The organism is Thermus sp. FJN-A (genome assembly GCF_054655095.1).
This window is the reverse complement of sequence record NZ_BAAHSC010000174.1, coordinates 280,620-297,045: the sequence shown is the minus strand read 5'-3', so window position 1 is coordinate 297,045 and position 16,426 is coordinate 280,620. Positions and strand designations below refer to the sequence as shown.

Sequence of the window (16,426 nt, the reverse complement as noted above, 5' to 3'; positions counted from 1 at the left end):
CCTAGACCTCCTTGAGGTAGGCCCTGCTGGCCACGAAGGCCCCCCCTGCCCCCAGGACCAGGGCCAGGGCCAGGACCAGGGCGCCCGTCTGCCAAAGGTCCTTGGGGCCCAGGACCGGGAGGAAGGGGAGGAGGCCCTGGAGGGCCTGGGCCAGGGCCCGGTAGAGCAGGCCCCCGAAGGCCACCGCCAGCGCCCCCGCCCCCAGGGTGAGCAGGGCCCCTTCCGCCACGAAGGGCCCCTGGATGAAGCGCCGGGTGGCCCCCACCAGGAGCATGATGGCCAGGGCTTCCTTGCGGCTTTCCACGGAAAGGCGGATGGAGCCCATCACGCTGAAGAAGGTGTTGAGGAGGAGGAGGCCCACCAGGAGGACCATGGCCAGGCGGCTTCCCGCGAGCACGCTCACCAGCCGTTCGGTGAGCTGCCCGCCGTACTCCACCTCCGCCACCCCGGGAAGCCTCCGCAGCTTCTCCGCCACGGCCCGCACCGCCCCGGGTTCCCTTAACCGCAGGCGCAGGGTGTCGGGCAGGGGGTTTTCCACCAGGTCCTTGGCCTCGGCCAGGTAGGGGTAGTCCAGGACCAGCTGGGCCAAGGCCTCCTCCTTGGGCACCAGGCGCACCTCCCCCACCTCGGGCCAGGCCTGGATTTCCGTGAGCAGGGCCTCCACGTTGGCGCCCCCTTGCAGGAAGGCGGCCACCTCCAATTCCCGCTCCAGGGTGGCCACCACCCGCTCCAGGTTCCAGAGGAGGAGTCCGAGGAAGTAGAGGAGGGCAAAGGACACGAGGGCGGTGAAGAAGGTGGCGAGGCTTGCGGTGGGGTGGCGCAGGATCTGCCTTAGCCCCTCGCGGAAGGCGTACACGCCCTATATCTTACGGCCCTTGGGTGAGAGGGGGCTTTGGCGGAGGGCCTCCTCCGGGGATGGTGGGTTTCCTCCTGCACAGGGGGAAAGCCCTGCTAACTTAAGGGCATGAAACCCTTCCTCTTGGGCCTGGCCTTGGGGGGGCTCGTGGGGGCCGGGGTGGCCTGGGTGGCCCAGGGGCCTAAGGGCGGGGAGGTGGCCGCCTTGGCGGTGCCCGCCCAGCTCCCGCCCCAGGGGGGCGAGGGCTGCGAGCCCCAGGTCTTCCTCTTCCTGAACGGGCAGTTCTTCCGCATGCTCCCCGGGCCCGGGGGAGAACCCCAGGAGCTTTTCCCCGTGGAGCCGGTCCCCAATCCCTTTGGGGGGTCGTGAGGGGCTCGTTCTAAGCGGGGCTCAGGTAGCGCCTGAGGGCCATCCCCAGGAGGGCCAGGAGCCCCCCTAGGGCGCCCAAAAGCCCCGTGGCCTCCTCTGGCTTCAGCTCCAGGCGCACGCTTTGGGCCAGCTCCCGGTAAAGGGCAAGGAGCTCCTTCTCCGAGGCCACCAGGAAGTAGCGCCCCTTGGTGAACTCGGCCAGGGACCAGAGGAGCTCCTCGTCCACCTCGTAGGCCCCGGCGAAGAACCCAAAGGCGCTCACGGGGTCCTCGGGGCCGGGGGTCCAACCCGGCACCCCCACCCCCACGGCGAAGATGCGCACCCCCATGCGGGCCGCCTCGGCCGCGGCCTCCAGGGGCTCGGTGCCGGTGCGGTTGCGCCCGTCGGTGAGGAGGAGGATGTCCCCCTTGCCCCCGGCCTCCCGGATGTTGCGCAAGGCCTCGAGGATCCCCTCCCCGATGGCGGTGGAGCGGCCGAACTCCAGGCTTTCCAGGCTTTCCAGGAGGCGCCGCCGGTCAGCGGTGGGGGGGTGGACCGTCTGGGCGTGGCCGCTGAAGGCCACCAGGCCCACCCTCAGGCCCCTGGGGGCCTCGCGGAGGAAGACCCGGGCGGCCTCCTTGGCGGCCTCGAGGCGGTTCGGCTTCAAATCGGCGGCCATCATGCTCCGGCTCACGTCCACGACCAGCACGGCCACGTTCTCGCTGGCCCGCCCGGGGAGGGGGAGGAGGGGACGGGTGGCGGCCAGGGCCAGGACGAGAAGGCCCAGGGCGAAAAGGGCCGTGGGGAGCCAGGGCCAGGGCCCCCTGGCCTCCCGGGCCGCCTCCTTGAGGAGGGGGGCCAGGGGGTGGGGCAGGCGGGCCCTGGGGCGGCGGCGGTAGAGGCCGAGGAGGAGGAAGGCCAAGAGGATGAGGAGGCTCAGGGCCTCGGGGGCCTGCAGGCTCACGGCCACCTCCCCTCGCGGGCCAGGTTCAGGTACGCCCCGAACCCCAAGAGGAGCATCCCCGCCACCACCAGGGCCTGGGTGAGGTCCTGGACCCGGAGGGTCCAGACATGGTGGGGCCTGAGCGCCCGGTAGAGGGGGCGGAAGTCCTCCTTTAATACCTCCCCTCCCGTGGCCTGGGCCAGGCGCAGCAGGCGCAAGGGGTCGGCGGGCACGAAGAAGAGGCCTTCCCCGATCCGGCTCACCGCCCCCCTGGGGTCCCCCAGGGGGCGCACAAAGACGGGAAGCCCCGCCCGGGCCAGGTCCACCGCCACCTCCAGGGGGTCCTGGCCGACGTTGGCCGCCCCGTCGGAGAGGAGGAGGATGGCGGCCGGGGGCTTGGCCTCGGGCAGGTCCCGCTCGGGGCCCTGGGGGCGCAGGGCGCGCTTGGCCTGGAGGAGCCCCTGCCCCAGGGGGCTTGTCCCGCCGGGCCGCAACCCTTCCAGGGCCTGGAGGAGGCTTGCCCGCTCCCGGGTGGGGGTGAGGACCAGGACCGCCTGCGGCCCGAAGCTCACGAGCCCCACCCGCACCGAGGGGTCCAGGCCCTTGAGGAAGGCCTGGGCCAAGGACCGGGCCTTGGCCAGGCGGCTTGGGGACTCGTCGTCCGCGGCCATGGAGTGGCTGGTGTCCACCACCAGGACCACCTGGGTCAGGTTCTCCCGCCAGGGCAGGGTGGCCTCGGGGCGGCCCGCGGCCAGGAGGAGGAGGAGGGGGGCGAGGAGGAAGGGCAGGCCCAGGGGCCTGGGCTTGGGGGCGAAGGCCGGGTCCAGGGCGCAGAGGAGCCGCCGCCTCCCCGCCCACTCCCCCAAGAGGAGGAAAAACCTTCCTGCCCCCAGGAGGACGAGGCCTAGGAGAAGGCCCTCGAGGCTTTGCAGGTGCACCTCCGCCTCCTTTCCACGAACCCGAGGAGCAGGGGGACCAGGTCGTCCTCCGTGGAGGCCAGGAGGAGGTCGGCCCCCGCCCGGCGGATGTCCCGCACCCGGGCCTGCCGTAAGGCCTCGGCCCGCCTGGCGTAGGCCGCCCGCACCCTCCCGTCCAGGGCGTTCACCTCCACCGTTTCGCCCGTCTCCGGGTCGTAAAACGCCACCACCCCCGCCTCGGGCAGGGACCGCTCCAGGGGGTCTTCCACCAGGACCGCCACCAGGTCGTGCCGGGCCGCCAGGCGGGCCAGGGAGGGATAAAAGGGGTCCAGGAAGTCCGAGAGGACGAAGGCCAGGCTCCGCCGCCTCGCCACCCGCCCGAGGAGGTCCAGGGCCTCCCCCAAGGGGGGGCCTGCCCCCGGCTTCAGGGCCTCCCGGGCCAGGGCCAGGGCCTGGGCCTTGCCCCCCCGGGGGGGCAGGAGGCCGGAGGGGAGGAGGGCCCCCACCCGGTTCCCGTGGCGCAGGGCGATGTAGGCCACGGCGAGGGCCAGCTCCAAGGCCAGGGCGTACTTCTCCCGCCGCCTGCTCCCGAAGCGCATGGAGGGGCTTCCGTCCAGGTAGAGCCACAGGGTGAGCTCCCGCTCCTCCCGGTAGCGGCGCACGTGGACCTCCCCGGTGCGGGCGGTGGCGGGCCAGTCTATGCGCTCCGCCTCGTCCCCGGGGGCGTAGGGGGCGATCTCGGCCAGCTCCAGGCTCTTCCCGTAAAACACCCCCCGGTAGTCCCCGAAGAGGAGCCCGTCCAGGGGACGCACCACCTTAAGCTCCAGGCGGGCCAAGAGGGCTTCGGGCGTCTCCATAGGGGTCATGCAGGGGCACGAAAGGCGGGGGGAAGCCTTGGAGCAGGGCTTCCAAGATGGCCTCCACGCCCACGCCCTCCGCCAGGGCCTGGTAGGAGAGGACCAGGCGGTGGCGGAGGACATCGGGGAAGAGGTCCCGCACGTCCTCGGGCAGGGCGTGGGCCCGGCCCCGCACCAGGGCCAGGGCCTTGGCCCCCTGGACCAGGGCGATGGAGGCCCGGGGGCTGGCGCCATAGGCCACGAAGGGGTGCAGGTCCTTAAGCCCCGCCCTTTCCAGGTTCCGCGTGGCCCGGACCAGGGTCACCGCGTACTCCGCCACCTTGGGGTGCACGTAGACCCGGTCCGCCAGGCGGGAAAGGGCGAGGAGCTCTTCCAGGGAGAGCACCTTCTCCACGGGAATCGCCTCGGCCGTGGCCATGCGGGCCACGATCTCTAGCTCCTCGTGGAAGGCGGGGTAGTCCACCACCACCTTGAAGAGGAAACGGTCCAGCTGGGCCTCGGGAAGGGGGTAGGTGCCCTCGCTCTCAATGGGGTTTTGCGTGGCCAGGACCAGGAAGGGCCGGGGCAGGGGGTAGGTTTCCTTGCCCAGGGTCACCTGCCGTTCCTGCATGGCCTCGAGGAGGGCCGACTGCACCTTGGCGGGGGCGCGGTTGATCTCGTCCGCCAGGAGGAGGTGGGTGAAGACGGGGCCGAGCTCGGTGCGGAACTCCCCCTCCTTGGGGTTGTAGATCCTGGTCCCCAAGAGGTCCGCGGGCACCAGGTCGGGGGTGAACTGGATGCGCTTGAAACTTCCCCCTATGGCCTCGCTCAGGGTCTTCACCGCCAGGGTCTTGGCGAGGCCGGGAACCCCCTCTATGAGGAGGTGGCCCCGGGCCAGAAGGGCCACCAGCATCCGCTCCAGCAAGCGGTCCTGGCCCACGATGACCCGCTTGACCTCCTTGAGGAGCGCCCGGAGCTTTTCCCCCGCCTCTAAATAAGCTTCCTCCTCCCAGGCCACGCCCACCCCCTGCGGTTTCCTCCCAGTATAACCCCGTAGGGGGCGGGCCTTTTCCCCTAAGGCACATTTGGCCGGAAGAGGGCCTTGCCCCGGGCGGCCAGGGCCTCCCGCCAGGCCTCCAGGGGGTAGGTGCCCCCCACCAGGCCCTCGAGGCCCTCTAGCTCCGGGAGAAGCCCCACGGCCTCCCCGAAGTCCTCCCGGGTGTAGGTGTAGCTCCCGAGAAGCCCCACCTCCTTGAACCAGAAGGGGGAGAGGTCCGCCCACTCCAGTCCCGGGGCCCCCAGGAGGAGGACCCTTCCCCCCTCCTGGGCCAGGGTGAGGGCCTGCCGGAAGCCCAGGCCGCTCCCCGAGGCCTCCACCACCGCCTGGTACCCGCCCCTATAGCCCTCAAAGAGGAGGTAGCGGTAGCTTCGGGCCCGCGCCAGAAGGGCCTCCTTGGCGCTGGGGAAGACCGCATCGGCCCCGAAGGCCCTGGCCCTCTCCGCCTGGTGGGGGTACTTGGCCACGGCGAGAAGCCTTCCCCCGTAGCCCAGGGCCCTTAGGAGCTTGACCGCCAGGAGGCCGAGGGTCCCCATGCCCAGGACCAGCACCTCCCCCGGCCAGGGCCTGAGCTTCTTGAGGCCCCTTAGGACCACCGCCAAAGGCTCGGCGAGGACGGCCCTTTCCTCGGGGACGCCCGGGGGAACGGGGTAGAGCCTTTCGGGCCGGGCCAGGACCCACGCCCCCCACCCCCCGGGGAGGTCCCGGTTGTAGCCCAGCATCCCCGGGGCCAGGGCGCCCTCCGCCACGTTCTGGCAGAGCCCTTCCTCCCCCCGCTGGCACATGGGGCAGGGGGGAAGGCCCCGGTCGGCGCAGGCCAGGAGGGGGTTCACCGCCACTAGAGCCCCCTCCACCTCCCCCAGGATCTCGTGCCCGAGGACGGCGGGGAAGGAGAAGAAGGGGCTGATGGATGGGGGGCTTTTCCCGTAGAGGAGGGCGAGGTCCGAGCCGCAGACCCCGCTCAGGCGGACCCTCACCCGCACGAAGCCTTCCCGCTCAGGCAGGGGGACCTCCGCCAGGCGCAGGGGCAAGAGCCCCTTGGGAAAGCGCTTGCCCAGAAGCCTCGCGCCGAAGAAGCGGGGGAGGGAGGGGGTGTAGAGGAGGGCCTTCATGTCATGGGCACGGTGCGGATGAGCTTGCCCTCAATGCGCTCCAGGATCTCGTCCAGGCTATGCCCGGTGATGGTGAGGCCGTGGTTCTTGAGGCCCACCACCGCCCGGGTGGGGTCGGGCGCTTGGCGCACCTTCTCCGCCACTGCCTGGGCGAGCTCGTACGTGCCGCAGGGGTAGTTGAAGGGGGTGGCGGGGACCCCTTCCATCCAGGCGTGCACGTGCAGGATGGCCCCCACCCCCGGGTGCTCCCGGTAGATCATCCAGTGCTCGATGGCGTCCACGCTCACCCGCCTGGGCTCCACGTGGGGGGGCACGGAGAGGAGGATGGCGTTTCGCTCGGGGTCGTAGTCCTTCACCATGAGGATGTCCCGGCCGATCTCCCGTAGGTTCGCCTTGTCCACCCCGCTCGCCGACATCCAGAAGCGCCTTTCGTCCTTGCGCACGGAGAGGTTGCCGTAGGAGAGCCCCCCGATGCCGTAGAGCCTCTTCACGTGCCTCAGGTCCTCGGGGGAGAGGATCTCCTCAATGGGGAAGGGGGCGGGGAGGAGGTCCCAGGCCTTGAGCTTCTTCCCCGCCCGGTACATGCTCTCCGTGAGCGCGTCCCCTTGCCAGAGCTCGGGCTCGAGGTCGGGCTCGAAGACGTTGTTGATGACCAGGCGGCTGCAGGCGATGGGCCTTAGGCGCGCCGCCACCCGCCCGTGGAACCCGTCCCCTTCGGGCTCGTCGTAGTGGCCGAGCTCCAGGGTGAGGAACTTGACCCCCTGTCCCGGGACGTAGGCCAAGAGGACGTTGGAAAGCGCCCGGACCAGGTAAGGGTAAAGCTCCCGCAAGGGGTCTTCCGGAAACGCGGGAAGCTCAAGGACCGAGGCCACGAAGGTGGCCTGGGCCCGCCGGCGGTAGGGTTTGGGGTTTTCCGGGGCGATGGCGTTTAGGACCAGGTTGGGGGCCTCCGCCTTGGGGTTATGGCGGAAGCCTTGGGCCTCGAGGGCTTTGCCCACCCCTTCTAAAAAGGCCTGAACCTTGGGCGAGGGTTCGCCGTGAACGAGGTACTCCCACATGGCGCCTCCTTGTTCTGTCCCCTAGGCTACCCCATACTGGGCTCATGGCGGAAGCCTTGTGGGGAAAGGAGGCCCTGCTTCCCGGGCTTAGGTTGGGGCACTTCACGGACGGGGAGGCCCTCACCGGGTGCACCGTGGTCCTGGCGGAGGCGGGGGCGGTGGCGGCGGTGGACGTGCGGGGGGCGGCCCCGGGGACGCGGGAGACCGACCTCCTGGCCCCGGAGAACACCGTGGAGCGGGTCCAGGCCGTCCTCCTCACGGGGGGAAGCGCCTTCGGCCTCGCCGCCGCGGAAGGGGTGGTGCGCTACCTCCGGGAGCGGGGAAGGGGGTTCCCCACGCCAGGGGGCGCGGTTCCCATCGTGCCCGCCGCGGTGCTTTACGACCTGGGGCGGGGCCAGGCCTTCAGGCCCCCGGGCCCGGAGGCGGGGTATGGGGCCTGTCTCGCCGCCAAAGGGGAGGTGGCCGAGGGGAGCGTGGGGGCGGGGACGGGGGCGGTGGCGGGCGGGGTGAAGGGAGGGGTGGGCCTCGCCGGGTACCTCCTGGAGGAGGGCTTTAGGGTCATGGCCCTGGCCGCGGTCAACAGCCTGGGCCGCCCCTTTGACCCCCTCACGGGGAGGCTTTACGCGGAAGGCCTCCTGGCCCCCGAGGAGAAAGCCCTCCTCCCCGACCTCTCCCGCTACCGGGGAAGCCCCGAGGACTACCGCTTTCCCTTCCTCCTCGGCCAGAACACCACCCTGGCCCTGGTGGCCACGGACGCCCCCCTCAGCAAGGCCCAGGCCAAAAGGCTTGCCATCATGGCCCAAGACGGCCTCGCCCGGGCCCTCCGCCCCGCCCACACCCCCTTGGACGGGGACCTGGTCTTCGCCCTGGCCCTGGGGGACGGAAGGGGGGTGGAGCCCCTTCTCCTCCTCCGCCTCGGGGCCTACGCCGCCGACGCGCTTTCCCGGGCCATCGCCCGGGGGGTGCTGTTGGCGGAGGGCTTCCCCGGGGTGCCTGCCTACCGGGAGCTGGGAAAGGCCTGAGCTTCCTTGGCCCCTTCGGCTCAGGAAGCCCCGCCGGGCCCTCCCGTCGGGGCCCCCATGCTGGCGTAAGCCAGCATGGGGTGGTATTAGCGCCCTGGGAAGGGGGCAAGGACCGCCTCCACCTGGAAGACCTCCCCGCCTCGGCGCACGGTGAGGCGGACCTTATCCCCCACCTGGTAGCGGCGCACCTCCCTTAGGAGGTCCTCAAAGGCGTTCACGGGGACGCCGTTCACCTCCAGGATCACGTCGGGGACCCCGCCTGACTCCAGGCCCCTTAGCCCCGCCCGGTGGGCGGCCCCGCCCGGCGCCACCTCCCCCACCACCACCCCGCCCGGGGGCAGGCCCAGCTCCCGGGCGAGCTCCGGGGTGAGGGCCCTGGGCCCCCGCAGGCCCAGGTAGGGCCAGTAGCGCTTCTCCCCCCGCTCTAGGGCAGCTAAGAGCTCCTTCCGGCCGAGGAGGGGGGTGAAGAAGCTGCGGAAGCCCTCCTCGGTCTGGCCGATGGCCACCGCCACCCCCAGCACCTTCCCCTCCGCGTCCAGCACCGGTCCCCCCGAGTCCCCGGGGGCGAGGGGCAGGGAGGTTTCCACCAGGCCCTGGGGCAGGAAGGCGGAGGGGTTGGCCTCGAGGCGGGTGACCCGCCCGTAGCGGGGGGCGATAAACTGGTTCCGGCCGTTCCCGATGTGGAGGACGGGCTCCCCCACCCGGGGCCTTCTCCCCGTCTCCAGGGGCAGGAGGGCGGGGGCCCGGGCCGGGGTGGCGAGGACGGCCAGGTCCCAGGGCTCGGCGAACCCCACCACCTGGGCCGGGGCCTGGGTGCGGTCCGCCAGGACCAGCCGGTACGGCCCCCCCTCCGCCACCACGTGGTAGGCGGTGAGGACGAGGCCTTCGCCGTAGAAGAAGCCGGTGCCCCGGGCCCCCTCGCTGCCCACGATGCCGAGGACGGCGGGGTGGGCCCGGGTGTAGACCTCCTGAAGGGCCTCGGGCCCGGCCTGGACGGGCTCGGCCCAGAGGACGGGGGGCCCTTGGGTGAGGAGGGCGTGGAGGGTAAGGAGGAGGGGTACCAGGAGGAGCAGGGCCTTTAGGCGGCGCATGCCCCCATTTTCCCCGGTTTTCCTCCTGGGCAGGGTGGGCCCGGCCACCCTCAGTGCCAGAGGAGGAGGAGGCCCAAGAGGAGGAAGCCGAGCCCGGGCCAAGGGTGGGGGCGGCGGAGGAGGAGGTGGAGCAGGACGACCCCGAGGAGGGCCAACAGGGGGTGGGGGAGGAGCTTCCCCCCGAAGGCCAGGTAGAGGAGGCCGAGGAGGGCGTTGAGGTCGTAAAGCCCCACCAGGAAGCGCACGCTCCGGGGCGTCTCCTTCCGGAGGAGGAGGTAGAGGCCGAGGAGAAAGGCGAGCGCCACCAGGCCCCAGCCCAGGGTGCGGTGCAGGGCGGGGACGCCCAGGAGGGCGGTGGGGAGGCCCGCCTGGGTGTAGCCCCAGGCGGTGGCCAGGACCACCAGGAGGCCAAAGCCCATCTGCGTCCAGCCGATGACCCGGGCGGGAACGGGGGGCCGGGCCAGGGCCAGGCTCCCGTAGAGGGCGAGGGCCGCCAGGGCCAGGAGGGTCGCCAGGGGGAGGAGGCCCTGCCGGGCGAGGAACAGACCGAGGAGGACCGCTCCCCAGAGGGCCAGGTGGGCGGGGTAGCGCTTGGGGCCCGCCCCGCGGGCGCGGAGCACCTGGGTGCGGGCGTAGTAGAGGGCGGCCACGTCCCTTAGGGCCAGGGCCAGGAAGCTTCCCCAGGCCACCTCGGCCCCAAGCCCCCCGGCCAGCACCCCCGCCGGGGCCAGGGAGGCCATGAAGAGGGCCGCGGCCACCTCGGGGAGGAGGTCACGGGATCGGTTCCCCAGGTCGGCCCAGGCCATGTAGGCCCCCAAGGGGAGGGCGAGGAGGAGGGGGAGGAGGAAGGGGCCTTTCGCGGTGAGGAGGGTGAGGAGAAGCCCGAGGAGGGCGAGGAGCAGGTAAATCCCGGCCACCTTCAGGGCCAGGTCCGTCCGCGGGTAGCGCTTGCCCCGGCTTAGGTCCTGGTAGAGGAGCTTCAAGGGGTGGCGGGCCAGGAAACCGAAAAGCCCCAGGAGGAAAAGCCCCAGGGTGTGGGGGCCCGGGGAAAGGAGGAGGCCCAGGAGGACGGGTTCCAGGGTGAACCCCCAGCCCCCGTGTTCCGTGGGGAGGGCCACCGTTTTCAGGGGGACATGTGCGGTCCGCATACCTGCCTTTCAGGGTAGGGGATGGAGGCCCCTTAACCCCAGAGCACCTCCAGCATCAGGAGGGCGAAGAGGGCCCCCGCCAGGAAGGAGACCCCGGCGAAGAACCCCCAAACGCCGGGCCCCAGGTTGAGGCCCCAGGCCAGGGCCATGCCGGAAAGCCCTAGGTTGGCGAGGCCCACCTGGAAGAGGGCAAGCCCGGGCCTGCGGAAGACCACGCCCCGGAAGCGGGGCAGGGCGTGGTAGGCCACGCCGTAGATCATGAGGGCCACGAAACCCAAAAGCTGCATGTGGGCGTGGGCGGGCCGCCAGGTGTGGGGAAGGACCCCGAGGCCCAGGAGGAGCCCCACCAGGTTGGCGGCCACGAACCAGAGGAGGGCGGCGGTGAGGGCCAGGCGGCTTGCCGGGATCATGGCCTCGGGGTGATGATGCCGAGGACGAGAAACCGCCCCGCCCCGGCCCTGGCCCCGTGGGCCTCCCCGGGCTCGCAGGCGAGGAGGGTGCCGGGGGTGGCCGCCACCTCCTTGCCCCCGGCGAAGAGGGTGCCCTCCCCCTCGAGGCAAAGCAGGTGCACCCTGGGCTCCCCCTTCCCCCGCACCTCCTGGCCTCCCTGGAGGCTGAAGAGGACCAGGCGCACCTCGGGGTGGTCGGCCAGGAGCTCCACCCCCCGCACCGTCCCGTAGCGGGCCTTTGCCAAGAGGTTCATGCCCTTCCCTCCAGGAAGGCCTCCAGGGCGCGAAGCACCGCCTCGGGCTCCTGCCCTGCTGCCTTGGCCGCCTCCTCCAGGGGCTCGGCCCCGCCGCAGCAGGTGTCCAGGCCAAGCCCGTTGAGGAGCCTCACCGCCTCGGGGAAGCGCTTGAGGATCTCGTTCACCGAAGTCTTCAGGGTGATCCCTTCCATGCCCCTAAGCCTCGCCGCCAGAGGGGTTTCCCGGCCATGACCTGGGTCATGCCCCCTGCGGGGCCTGGGGCATGAGGTCCTTGAGGGTGAGGGAGGCGAAGGCTTTGCGAATCTCCTGGTTCAGGCGCACCAGGTTCGGCTTCAGGTAGCAAAACCCCCGCCTTTCCTCCGTGGGGCAACGCTTCAGGGTGGCACAGAGGTCCAGGACCACGGGGCCGGAGAGGGTTTCCATCACCTTGAGGAGGGTGATATCCTCCGGGGCGGGCTTCAGCCACACCCCCCCTGCCCGGCCCATGCGGCTTTCCACCAGGCCCGCCCGTGCCAGCTTGGAGAGCACCTTGGCCATGAAGGCGGGAGGAGCCTTGAGCTTGAGGGCGATCTCTTGGGCGGAGAGGCCGGGTTCCTCCGCCAGGAGGAGAAGGGCGTGGAGGGCGTAAGACTCTTCCCGTTTGAGGAGCGTTCGCAGCGGCATGGTTTAATGCTAATCCCCCGGGTCAGCCCCGGGGGGTTGGGGACTTGCCTGGGGAGGCAGGGCGGCGTGGGACCCCTTGGGGGTTTTCCTAGCCTTTTGGGAGTTCCTGGTGTTCTGGGCCTTCCTGCGGCGCTGAGGTGGGGACCCGCTTCCAGATGAAGTAGAGGCCGTAGGCGATGAGGAGGAGTACCGCGGCCTGGCCCAGGGGGTGGGGTAGCCTGTAGGCGCTGAAGGCCGCCGCCGCCAGGGCCATCCCGGTGGCCAGGAGCTTGGTCCTACGGGGAATGCCCCGCCCTGCACGGTAGTTCCGCACCAGGGGACCCACCTGGGGCAGGGAGAGGAGCCAGGCCTCGAGGCGGGGATGGCTCTTGGAGAAGAAATAAGCTGCCACCAAGAAGAAAGGGGTGGCGGGAAGTACGGGGAGGAGGGCTCCTAAAAAACCCAGCCCGGTGAAGACGAACCCCAAGCTGAGGAAAAAGACCTTCATCGGATCTAGGATAGCTCTCCCCCGAGGGGCGGGCCTTGACGGAAATCAAAGACAGGGTAGCCAGCCATACCGGCAAACTGCTTTTGGGACTTTTGTCACAAGGACACCTGTCCTTAGGGGGTGGTGTTAAAACACCGACTGAAGGGTCCGAGTTAGGACCCCAGGAGGTGAAAGATGCGAAGGGCTTTAGGTATGCTGGCGGCTCTGGTGCTCGGTCTTCCCGCGATGGCGGCGGAGAGGCACTTCGCCCTCGAGACCCGCTCCAGCGTCTTTGAGATAGACCAGGGGGTTTACCTAAAGGGCTTCTCTTTTAACGACAGGAGCCCGGGCCCCATGCTGGTGGTGGAGGAAGGGGATACGGTGCACATCACCTTGAAGAACCTGGACACCGTGACCCACGGCCTTTCCATCCACGCGGCCAACACCCAAACCTCCAAGTTCCTGGGCAATGTCCAGCCAGGGGAGACCCGGGAGTTCACCTTCACCGCCGACTTCCCCGGTGTCTTCATGTACCACTGCGCACCCGGGGGGCACGGGATTATGGCGCACACCATGGGAGGGCAGTTTGGCATGCTCGTGGTGGAGCCCAAGGAGAAGTACCGCATGGAGCAGGAACTGGGCCGGGCGCCGGACCTCAAGCTCTACGTAATCCAAAGCGAGGCCTATGCTTCGGGGCGGGACTTTTACGATGGCAAGGCCCTCTACGTGATGTTCAATGGCAAGAACTTCCGCTATGTGCACGACCCCATCCCGGTGCGCCCCGGAGACTACCTCCGTATCTACTTCCTCAACGTGGGGCCCAACCTGACCAGCACCTTCCACGTGGTGGGTGGGGTGTGGGAATACCTGTACTACCAAGGCAATCCCCAGAACCTAATGGTGGGCTCCCAGACGGCCTTGGCCGGTCCCAGCGACTCTTGGGTCATCGAGTGGCGGGTACCGCCGGTGGAGGGGGACTACGCCCTGGTGACCCATGTCTTCGGTACCGCCATCAAGGGGGCCTTGGGGATTCTGCGGGCTAAGAAGGATGCCCCCCGCATTCACGAGGTGCGGGCCGAGGGGCTTCCCGGGGTGAAGGAAGCGCCTGCGAGCGCCAAGCGGGTGGTGGACCCTTACGGGCTGCCCCTTCCCAGCCGCGACCATACGGTACGGGTTCCCCTAGACCCAGCCCTTGTGCGGCCGGTAGCCGTGGGCACCAAAGCTTTGGCGCCCCTGCCCGTGACCGTGCAAATGGTGGGCAACTCCTTCTACCCCAAGGTGTTGGAAATCCCCGTGGGCACCACGGTGGAGTTCGTTAACGAGGATGTGTTTGACCTGCTGGATGGCGAGCGCACCGGTCGCCACGATGCGGTGGTGATCGACGTGCAAGGACCTGAACCCTTTGTGACCCCCAAGCTGGGCCACTCTGCCGGGGAGCGGTACCCCATCACCTTCACCAAGCCCGGGGAATACACCTACATCTGCAGCATTCACCCCTATATGAAGGGGGTCATCCGGGTCTACGAGCCCTTGGAGCAGCGGGCGGAGTCGCAGGAGCCTACGCCCCGTCACTAGCCTAGGCAAATGTCCCCAGGGAAGCACCTGGGGACATTTGCCCTTGACTTGAGTCATGGAAACCAAGCCCCCGAGGTCGGAGTTTATGAGCTGGAGGTGAAAGGAGGGTAAGGTTATGGAGATCGGCTGGATAGAGACCACTATTGGGGCCCTCTTCGCCACCGTGGTCCTCACCTTGTGGCTTTCCCGAGGGTCCGGATGGCTCGAGCCCCGCTTCTGGCGCAACGCCGCCGTGGTCAGCTCCCTCATCATGACCGGGATCCTCGTCTACCTCACCATTGACTCCCTGAACCAGATCCGGGAGGGCTCGGCCCGGGTGCCCGCCTACACGGTCATCAACAAGGAGATCGGGCTAAAGCGGGACTACGAGAAGCGGCGGGACATTCCGGTGGTGGGCGCGGAGGTGGGCTTCTTCGGCAAGGTCTGGAGCGAGGCCGAGGCCTACGCCCTGGTCAACAAGGGCAAGCTGACCTTGCAGAGCCGGAACTGCATGGACTGCCATACCCTCCTCGGCAACGGGGCCTACTTCGCCCCGGACCTGACCCGGGCCTGGCTGGATCCCAAGTGGGAGACCATGGTCAAGGGGATGACGGGCAAGGCCACCAAGGAGGAGGCCATGGCCGAGTGGCTCCAGCATCCCGACCGCTATCCCACCTTTGCCCGGCGCATGCCCAACCTCCGCCTCACGGAGGAGGAGGCCAGGGCCCTGGTGGCCTTCTTGAAGTGGATGTCGGCCATAGACACGAACGGCTTCCCCGACCGCTTCGCGGGGGTAGAGTAGGGGGTGCTCCATGACGGAAGCTTTGCCTAAGGGAAAGCTTTACGAGTCGCAGAAGCTCGCCCTCTGGTATTTCTGGGTGGCCCTGGCCCTCTTTGGGGCCCAGATCCTTTTCGGCCTTCTGGCCGCTTGGCAGTACCTGGACCCGGGCTTCCTCTACGGCAAGCTCAGCTTCATGACCAACCGGATGCTCCACATCAACGCCATGATCGTCTGGCTCCTTCTGGGCTTCATGGGGGGCGTGTACTGGTTCTTGCCCCTGGAGCTCGGGCGGGAGGTGGTGGGCATCCGGCTTGCCCGCATCGCCTTCTTCACCCTCATTGCCGCCGTGGGCGTGGTGGTTCTGGTTTACCTCCTGGTCCAGTACGGCCCCGGCAACGCCTTTACCCTTTGGTTCATCACCGAGGGAAGGGAGTATATAGAGGCCCCCCGCTGGGCGGACATCGGCATCGTGGCGGTTATGGCCATCTTCCTCTTTAACGTGGTGGCCACCGCCCTCAAGGCCCAGCGGATCACCGGGGTGGTGGCGGTCCTGATGTTTGACCTGGTGGCCCTGGCCGGGCTCTACACCGCAGGGATGCACTACACCCCCAACATCTCCATGGACCAGTACTTCTGGTGGTGGGTGGTGCACCTTTGGGTGGAGGCCACCTGGGAGGTGCTGGTGGGCTCCATCATGGCCATGGCCCTCATGCACCTTCTGGGCACCCCCAGGCGCATCGTGGAAACCTGGCTTTACCTCGAGGTGGCCCTGGTCTTCGGCACCGGCATCCTGGGCCTCGGCCACCACTACTTCTGGATCGGCACCCCCGAGTACTGGCTGGGCCTCGGCGGCTTCTTCAGCGCCCTCGAGCCCATCCCCCTGGTGGCCATGGTGGTCCACGCCGTTTACGACGCCGGGGTCCACCGCATGCAGACCGTGAACCAGCCCGCCCTCTTCTGGGCCATCGCCCAGGCCTTCGGCAACTTCATCGGGGCGGGGGTGTGGGGCTTCATGCAGACCCTGCCCCAGATCAACCTCTACTCCCACGGGACCCAGCTGGCCCCGGCCCACGGGCACCTGGCCTTCTTCGGGGCCTACACCACCGCCATCCTCACCGTCATCTACATGGCCCTGCACCAGGTGCGCAGGCCAGACCTTCCCCGGTTTGACTCCAGGCTCTGGAAGTGGGCCTTCGTGCTGATGGTGGTGGGGATCTTTGGCATGTCCGCGGCCATGACCGTGGCGGGCTTCACCCAGACCATGGTGGAGCGGGCCATCGGGGGCAGCACCTGGCAGGCGTATATTGAGGCCCAGACCCATCCCTGGTTCCAGAACGGCATGGTCTGGCGGTTTGTGTTTGGCGTCTTCTTCTTCGTAAGCTACCTGGTCCTCCTCTGGGACCTTGCCACCATCGGCAAGGGCGAGGCCAGGGCCGTGAAGGAGGTGGGGGCTCATGACTAGCGAGGCGGTGCGCGACCTCATGCTCTACGGCATGCTCATGGTCTCCGCCGCCGGCTTCTATGCCATGTTTTACGCCCTGGGGCGGATGTGGGAAAGGCCCTCCGTGGTGGCCTTCTCCTACGTGTTCGCCCTCCTTCAGGCGGTGGGGGCCTTGGGCATGATCCTCCCCCCCCACCTGGACCCCTTCTGGAAATACTTGATCGCCTTCAGCTCCCTCGTCTACCTCTTTATCCCCCAGGGCATGTGGTGGGTGGTGACCACCTTCCACGAGCGGGAACACGCCCACTAGGCTTGGCTTAGGCCCCCGGGGTCCCGAAGGACCCCGGGAGCTTCTTTACCTGCAGGGACTTTTGCCTTAGGACATCTGTACTACTTGGATACTTATATCCTAGTTCGTGGAGGTGAA

Annotated in this window: 20 protein-coding genes; 6 read left to right on the top strand and 14 right to left on the bottom strand. The window is 69.2% G+C overall.

Annotated features, from left to right (window positions below):
• Position 1: 1 nt before the first annotated feature.
• Entirely contained in the window at positions 2-856 is an 855-nt protein-coding gene (locus ACYQ0J_RS07045; protein WP_460171457.1) for a cell division protein FtsX, read from the bottom strand.
• Between the two features lie 108 nt (positions 857-964).
• Here ACYQ0J_RS07045 and ACYQ0J_RS07040 point away from each other — a divergent pair, with 108 nt between their 5' ends.
• The gene (locus ACYQ0J_RS07040; RefSeq protein ID WP_460171456.1) at positions 965-1,225 is read left to right on the top strand and encodes a hypothetical protein; all 261 of its coding nucleotides are present in this window, start codon (positions 965-967) and stop codon (positions 1,223-1,225) included.
• 10 nt (positions 1,226-1,235) lie between these two features.
• Here ACYQ0J_RS07040 and ACYQ0J_RS07035 read toward each other — a convergent pair whose 3' ends face one another.
• The 6 genes from ACYQ0J_RS07035 to ACYQ0J_RS07010 are packed head-to-tail and all read right to left on the bottom strand — an operon-like array spanning position 1,236 to position 7,127.
• Positions 1,236-2,168, bottom strand: coding sequence for a vWA domain-containing protein (locus ACYQ0J_RS07035; protein ID WP_460171455.1), 933 nt, complete (start codon positions 2,166-2,168; stop codon positions 1,236-1,238).
• On the bottom strand, positions 2,165-3,085 hold the full coding sequence (locus ACYQ0J_RS07030; protein ID WP_460171454.1) for a vWA domain-containing protein: 921 nt from the start codon (positions 3,083-3,085) through the stop codon (positions 2,165-2,167). The genes ACYQ0J_RS07035 and ACYQ0J_RS07030 overlap by 4 nt, the downstream gene beginning before the upstream one ends.
• Complete coding sequence (locus tag ACYQ0J_RS07025; RefSeq protein ID WP_460171453.1) at positions 3,052-3,921, bottom strand: DUF58 domain-containing protein; 870 nt, start codon at positions 3,919-3,921, stop codon at positions 3,052-3,054. The genes ACYQ0J_RS07030 and ACYQ0J_RS07025 overlap by 34 nt, the downstream gene beginning before the upstream one ends.
• Positions 3,881-4,918, bottom strand: coding sequence for an AAA family ATPase (locus ACYQ0J_RS07020; RefSeq protein WP_460171507.1), 1,038 nt, complete (start codon positions 4,916-4,918; stop codon positions 3,881-3,883). The genes ACYQ0J_RS07025 and ACYQ0J_RS07020 overlap by 41 nt, the downstream gene beginning before the upstream one ends.
• A gap of 56 nt (positions 4,919-4,974) precedes the next feature.
• Complete coding sequence (locus ACYQ0J_RS07015; RefSeq protein ID WP_460171452.1) at positions 4,975-6,069, bottom strand: zinc-dependent alcohol dehydrogenase; 1,095 nt, start codon at positions 6,067-6,069, stop codon at positions 4,975-4,977.
• Positions 6,066-7,127 carry a class II aldolase/adducin family protein gene (locus ACYQ0J_RS07010; RefSeq protein WP_460171451.1) on the bottom strand — a complete coding sequence of 354 codons (1,062 nt, stop codon included), beginning with the start codon at positions 7,125-7,127 and terminating at the stop codon, positions 6,066-6,068. Before ACYQ0J_RS07010 ends, ACYQ0J_RS07015 begins: the two co-directional genes overlap by 4 nt.
• 44 nt (positions 7,128-7,171) lie before the next feature.
• On the opposite strand from ACYQ0J_RS07010, the gene ACYQ0J_RS07005 reads away from it, so the two are divergent.
• Positions 7,172-8,149 carry a P1 family peptidase gene (locus ACYQ0J_RS07005; RefSeq protein WP_460171450.1) on the top strand — a complete coding sequence of 326 codons (978 nt, stop codon included), beginning with the start codon at positions 7,172-7,174 and terminating at the stop codon, positions 8,147-8,149.
• Between the two features lie 86 nt (positions 8,150-8,235).
• Here ACYQ0J_RS07005 and ACYQ0J_RS07000 read toward each other — a convergent pair whose 3' ends face one another.
• The 7 genes from ACYQ0J_RS07000 to ACYQ0J_RS06970 all read right to left on the bottom strand — a co-directional run bounded on the left by ACYQ0J_RS07000 (position 8,236) and on the right by ACYQ0J_RS06970 (position 12,244).
• Positions 8,236-9,240, bottom strand: a complete 1,005-nt coding sequence (locus ACYQ0J_RS07000) for a S1C family serine protease (RefSeq protein ID WP_460171449.1) — start codon at positions 9,238-9,240, stop codon at positions 8,236-8,238.
• A gap of 50 nt (positions 9,241-9,290) precedes the next feature.
• The gene (locus ACYQ0J_RS06995; protein ID WP_460171448.1) at positions 9,291-10,388 is read right to left on the bottom strand and encodes a YwiC-like family protein; all 1,098 of its coding nucleotides are present in this window, start codon (positions 10,386-10,388) and stop codon (positions 9,291-9,293) included.
• Between the two features lie 32 nt (positions 10,389-10,420).
• Positions 10,421-10,798, bottom strand: a complete 378-nt coding sequence (locus ACYQ0J_RS06990; RefSeq protein ID WP_460171447.1) for a hypothetical protein — start codon at positions 10,796-10,798, stop codon at positions 10,421-10,423.
• Complete coding sequence (locus ACYQ0J_RS06985) at positions 10,795-11,091, bottom strand: cupin domain-containing protein (protein WP_460171446.1); 297 nt, start codon at positions 11,089-11,091, stop codon at positions 10,795-10,797. Before ACYQ0J_RS06985 ends, ACYQ0J_RS06990 begins: the two co-directional genes overlap by 4 nt.
• Complete coding sequence (locus ACYQ0J_RS06980) at positions 11,088-11,285, bottom strand: DUF542 domain-containing protein (protein ID WP_460171445.1); 198 nt, start codon at positions 11,283-11,285, stop codon at positions 11,088-11,090. Before ACYQ0J_RS06980 ends, ACYQ0J_RS06985 begins: the two co-directional genes overlap by 4 nt.
• 46 nt (positions 11,286-11,331) lie before the next feature.
• Complete coding sequence (locus ACYQ0J_RS06975; RefSeq protein WP_460171444.1) at positions 11,332-11,757, bottom strand: RrF2 family transcriptional regulator; 426 nt, start codon at positions 11,755-11,757, stop codon at positions 11,332-11,334.
• Positions 11,758-11,845: 88 nt separating this feature from the next.
• Complete coding sequence (locus tag ACYQ0J_RS06970) at positions 11,846-12,244, bottom strand: YbaN family protein (RefSeq protein WP_460171443.1); 399 nt, start codon at positions 12,242-12,244, stop codon at positions 11,846-11,848.
• Positions 12,245-12,436: 192 nt separating this feature from the next.
• Between ACYQ0J_RS06970 and ACYQ0J_RS06965 the strand changes: the two genes are divergently transcribed.
• The 4 genes from ACYQ0J_RS06965 (at position 12,437) to ACYQ0J_RS06950 (ending at position 16,309) form a co-directional block, all read left to right on the top strand.
• The gene (locus ACYQ0J_RS06965) at positions 12,437-13,798 is read left to right on the top strand and encodes a plastocyanin/azurin family copper-binding protein (protein WP_460171442.1); all 1,362 of its coding nucleotides are present in this window, start codon (positions 12,437-12,439) and stop codon (positions 13,796-13,798) included.
• A gap of 115 nt (positions 13,799-13,913) precedes the next feature.
• Positions 13,914-14,579, top strand: a complete 666-nt coding sequence (locus ACYQ0J_RS06960; protein ID WP_460171441.1) for a c-type cytochrome — start codon at positions 13,914-13,916, stop codon at positions 14,577-14,579.
• A gap of 10 nt (positions 14,580-14,589) precedes the next feature.
• Positions 14,590-16,020: a cbb3-type cytochrome c oxidase subunit I gene (locus ACYQ0J_RS06955; RefSeq protein ID WP_460171440.1), complete on the top strand. Its 1,431-nt coding sequence runs from the start codon at positions 14,590-14,592 to the stop codon at positions 16,018-16,020.
• Positions 16,013-16,309, top strand: a complete 297-nt coding sequence (locus ACYQ0J_RS06950) for a hypothetical protein (protein WP_460171439.1) — start codon at positions 16,013-16,015, stop codon at positions 16,307-16,309. The genes ACYQ0J_RS06955 and ACYQ0J_RS06950 overlap by 8 nt, the downstream gene beginning before the upstream one ends.
• Positions 16,310-16,426 lie beyond the last annotated feature (117 nt).

Coding starts and splice junctions, on each gene's coding strand:
- ACYQ0J_RS07040 (WP_460171456.1), top strand. CDS start 965: ATGAAACCCTTCCTCTTGGGCCTGGCCTTGGGGGGGCTCGTGGGGGCC.
- ACYQ0J_RS07025 (WP_460171453.1), bottom strand. CDS start 3,921: ATGGAGACGCCCGAAGCCCTCTTGGCCCGCCTGGAGCTTAAGGTGGTG.
- ACYQ0J_RS07015 (WP_460171452.1), bottom strand. CDS start 6,069: ATGAAGGCCCTCCTCTACACCCCCTCCCTCCCCCGCTTCTTCGGCGCG.
- ACYQ0J_RS07010 (WP_460171451.1), bottom strand. CDS start 7,127: ATGTGGGAGTACCTCGTTCACGGCGAACCCTCGCCCAAGGTTCAGGCC.
- ACYQ0J_RS07005 (WP_460171450.1), top strand. CDS start 7,172: ATGGCGGAAGCCTTGTGGGGAAAGGAGGCCCTGCTTCCCGGGCTTAGG.
- ACYQ0J_RS07000 (WP_460171449.1), bottom strand. CDS start 9,240: ATGCGCCGCCTAAAGGCCCTGCTCCTCCTGGTACCCCTCCTCCTTACC.
- ACYQ0J_RS06995 (WP_460171448.1), bottom strand. CDS start 10,388: ATGCGGACCGCACATGTCCCCCTGAAAACGGTGGCCCTCCCCACGGAA.
- ACYQ0J_RS06990 (WP_460171447.1), bottom strand. CDS start 10,798: ATGATCCCGGCAAGCCGCCTGGCCCTCACCGCCGCCCTCCTCTGGTTC.
- ACYQ0J_RS06985 (WP_460171446.1), bottom strand. CDS start 11,091: ATGAACCTCTTGGCAAAGGCCCGCTACGGGACGGTGCGGGGGGTGGAG.
- ACYQ0J_RS06980 (WP_460171445.1), bottom strand. CDS start 11,285: ATGGAAGGGATCACCCTGAAGACTTCGGTGAACGAGATCCTCAAGCGC.
- ACYQ0J_RS06975 (WP_460171444.1), bottom strand. CDS start 11,757: ATGCCGCTGCGAACGCTCCTCAAACGGGAAGAGTCTTACGCCCTCCAC.
- ACYQ0J_RS06970 (WP_460171443.1), bottom strand. CDS start 12,244: ATGAAGGTCTTTTTCCTCAGCTTGGGGTTCGTCTTCACCGGGCTGGGT.
- ACYQ0J_RS06965 (WP_460171442.1), top strand. CDS start 12,437: ATGCTGGCGGCTCTGGTGCTCGGTCTTCCCGCGATGGCGGCGGAGAGG.
- ACYQ0J_RS06960 (WP_460171441.1), top strand. CDS start 13,914: ATGGAGATCGGCTGGATAGAGACCACTATTGGGGCCCTCTTCGCCACC.
- ACYQ0J_RS06955 (WP_460171440.1), top strand. CDS start 14,590: ATGACGGAAGCTTTGCCTAAGGGAAAGCTTTACGAGTCGCAGAAGCTC.
- ACYQ0J_RS06950 (WP_460171439.1), top strand. CDS start 16,013: ATGACTAGCGAGGCGGTGCGCGACCTCATGCTCTACGGCATGCTCATG.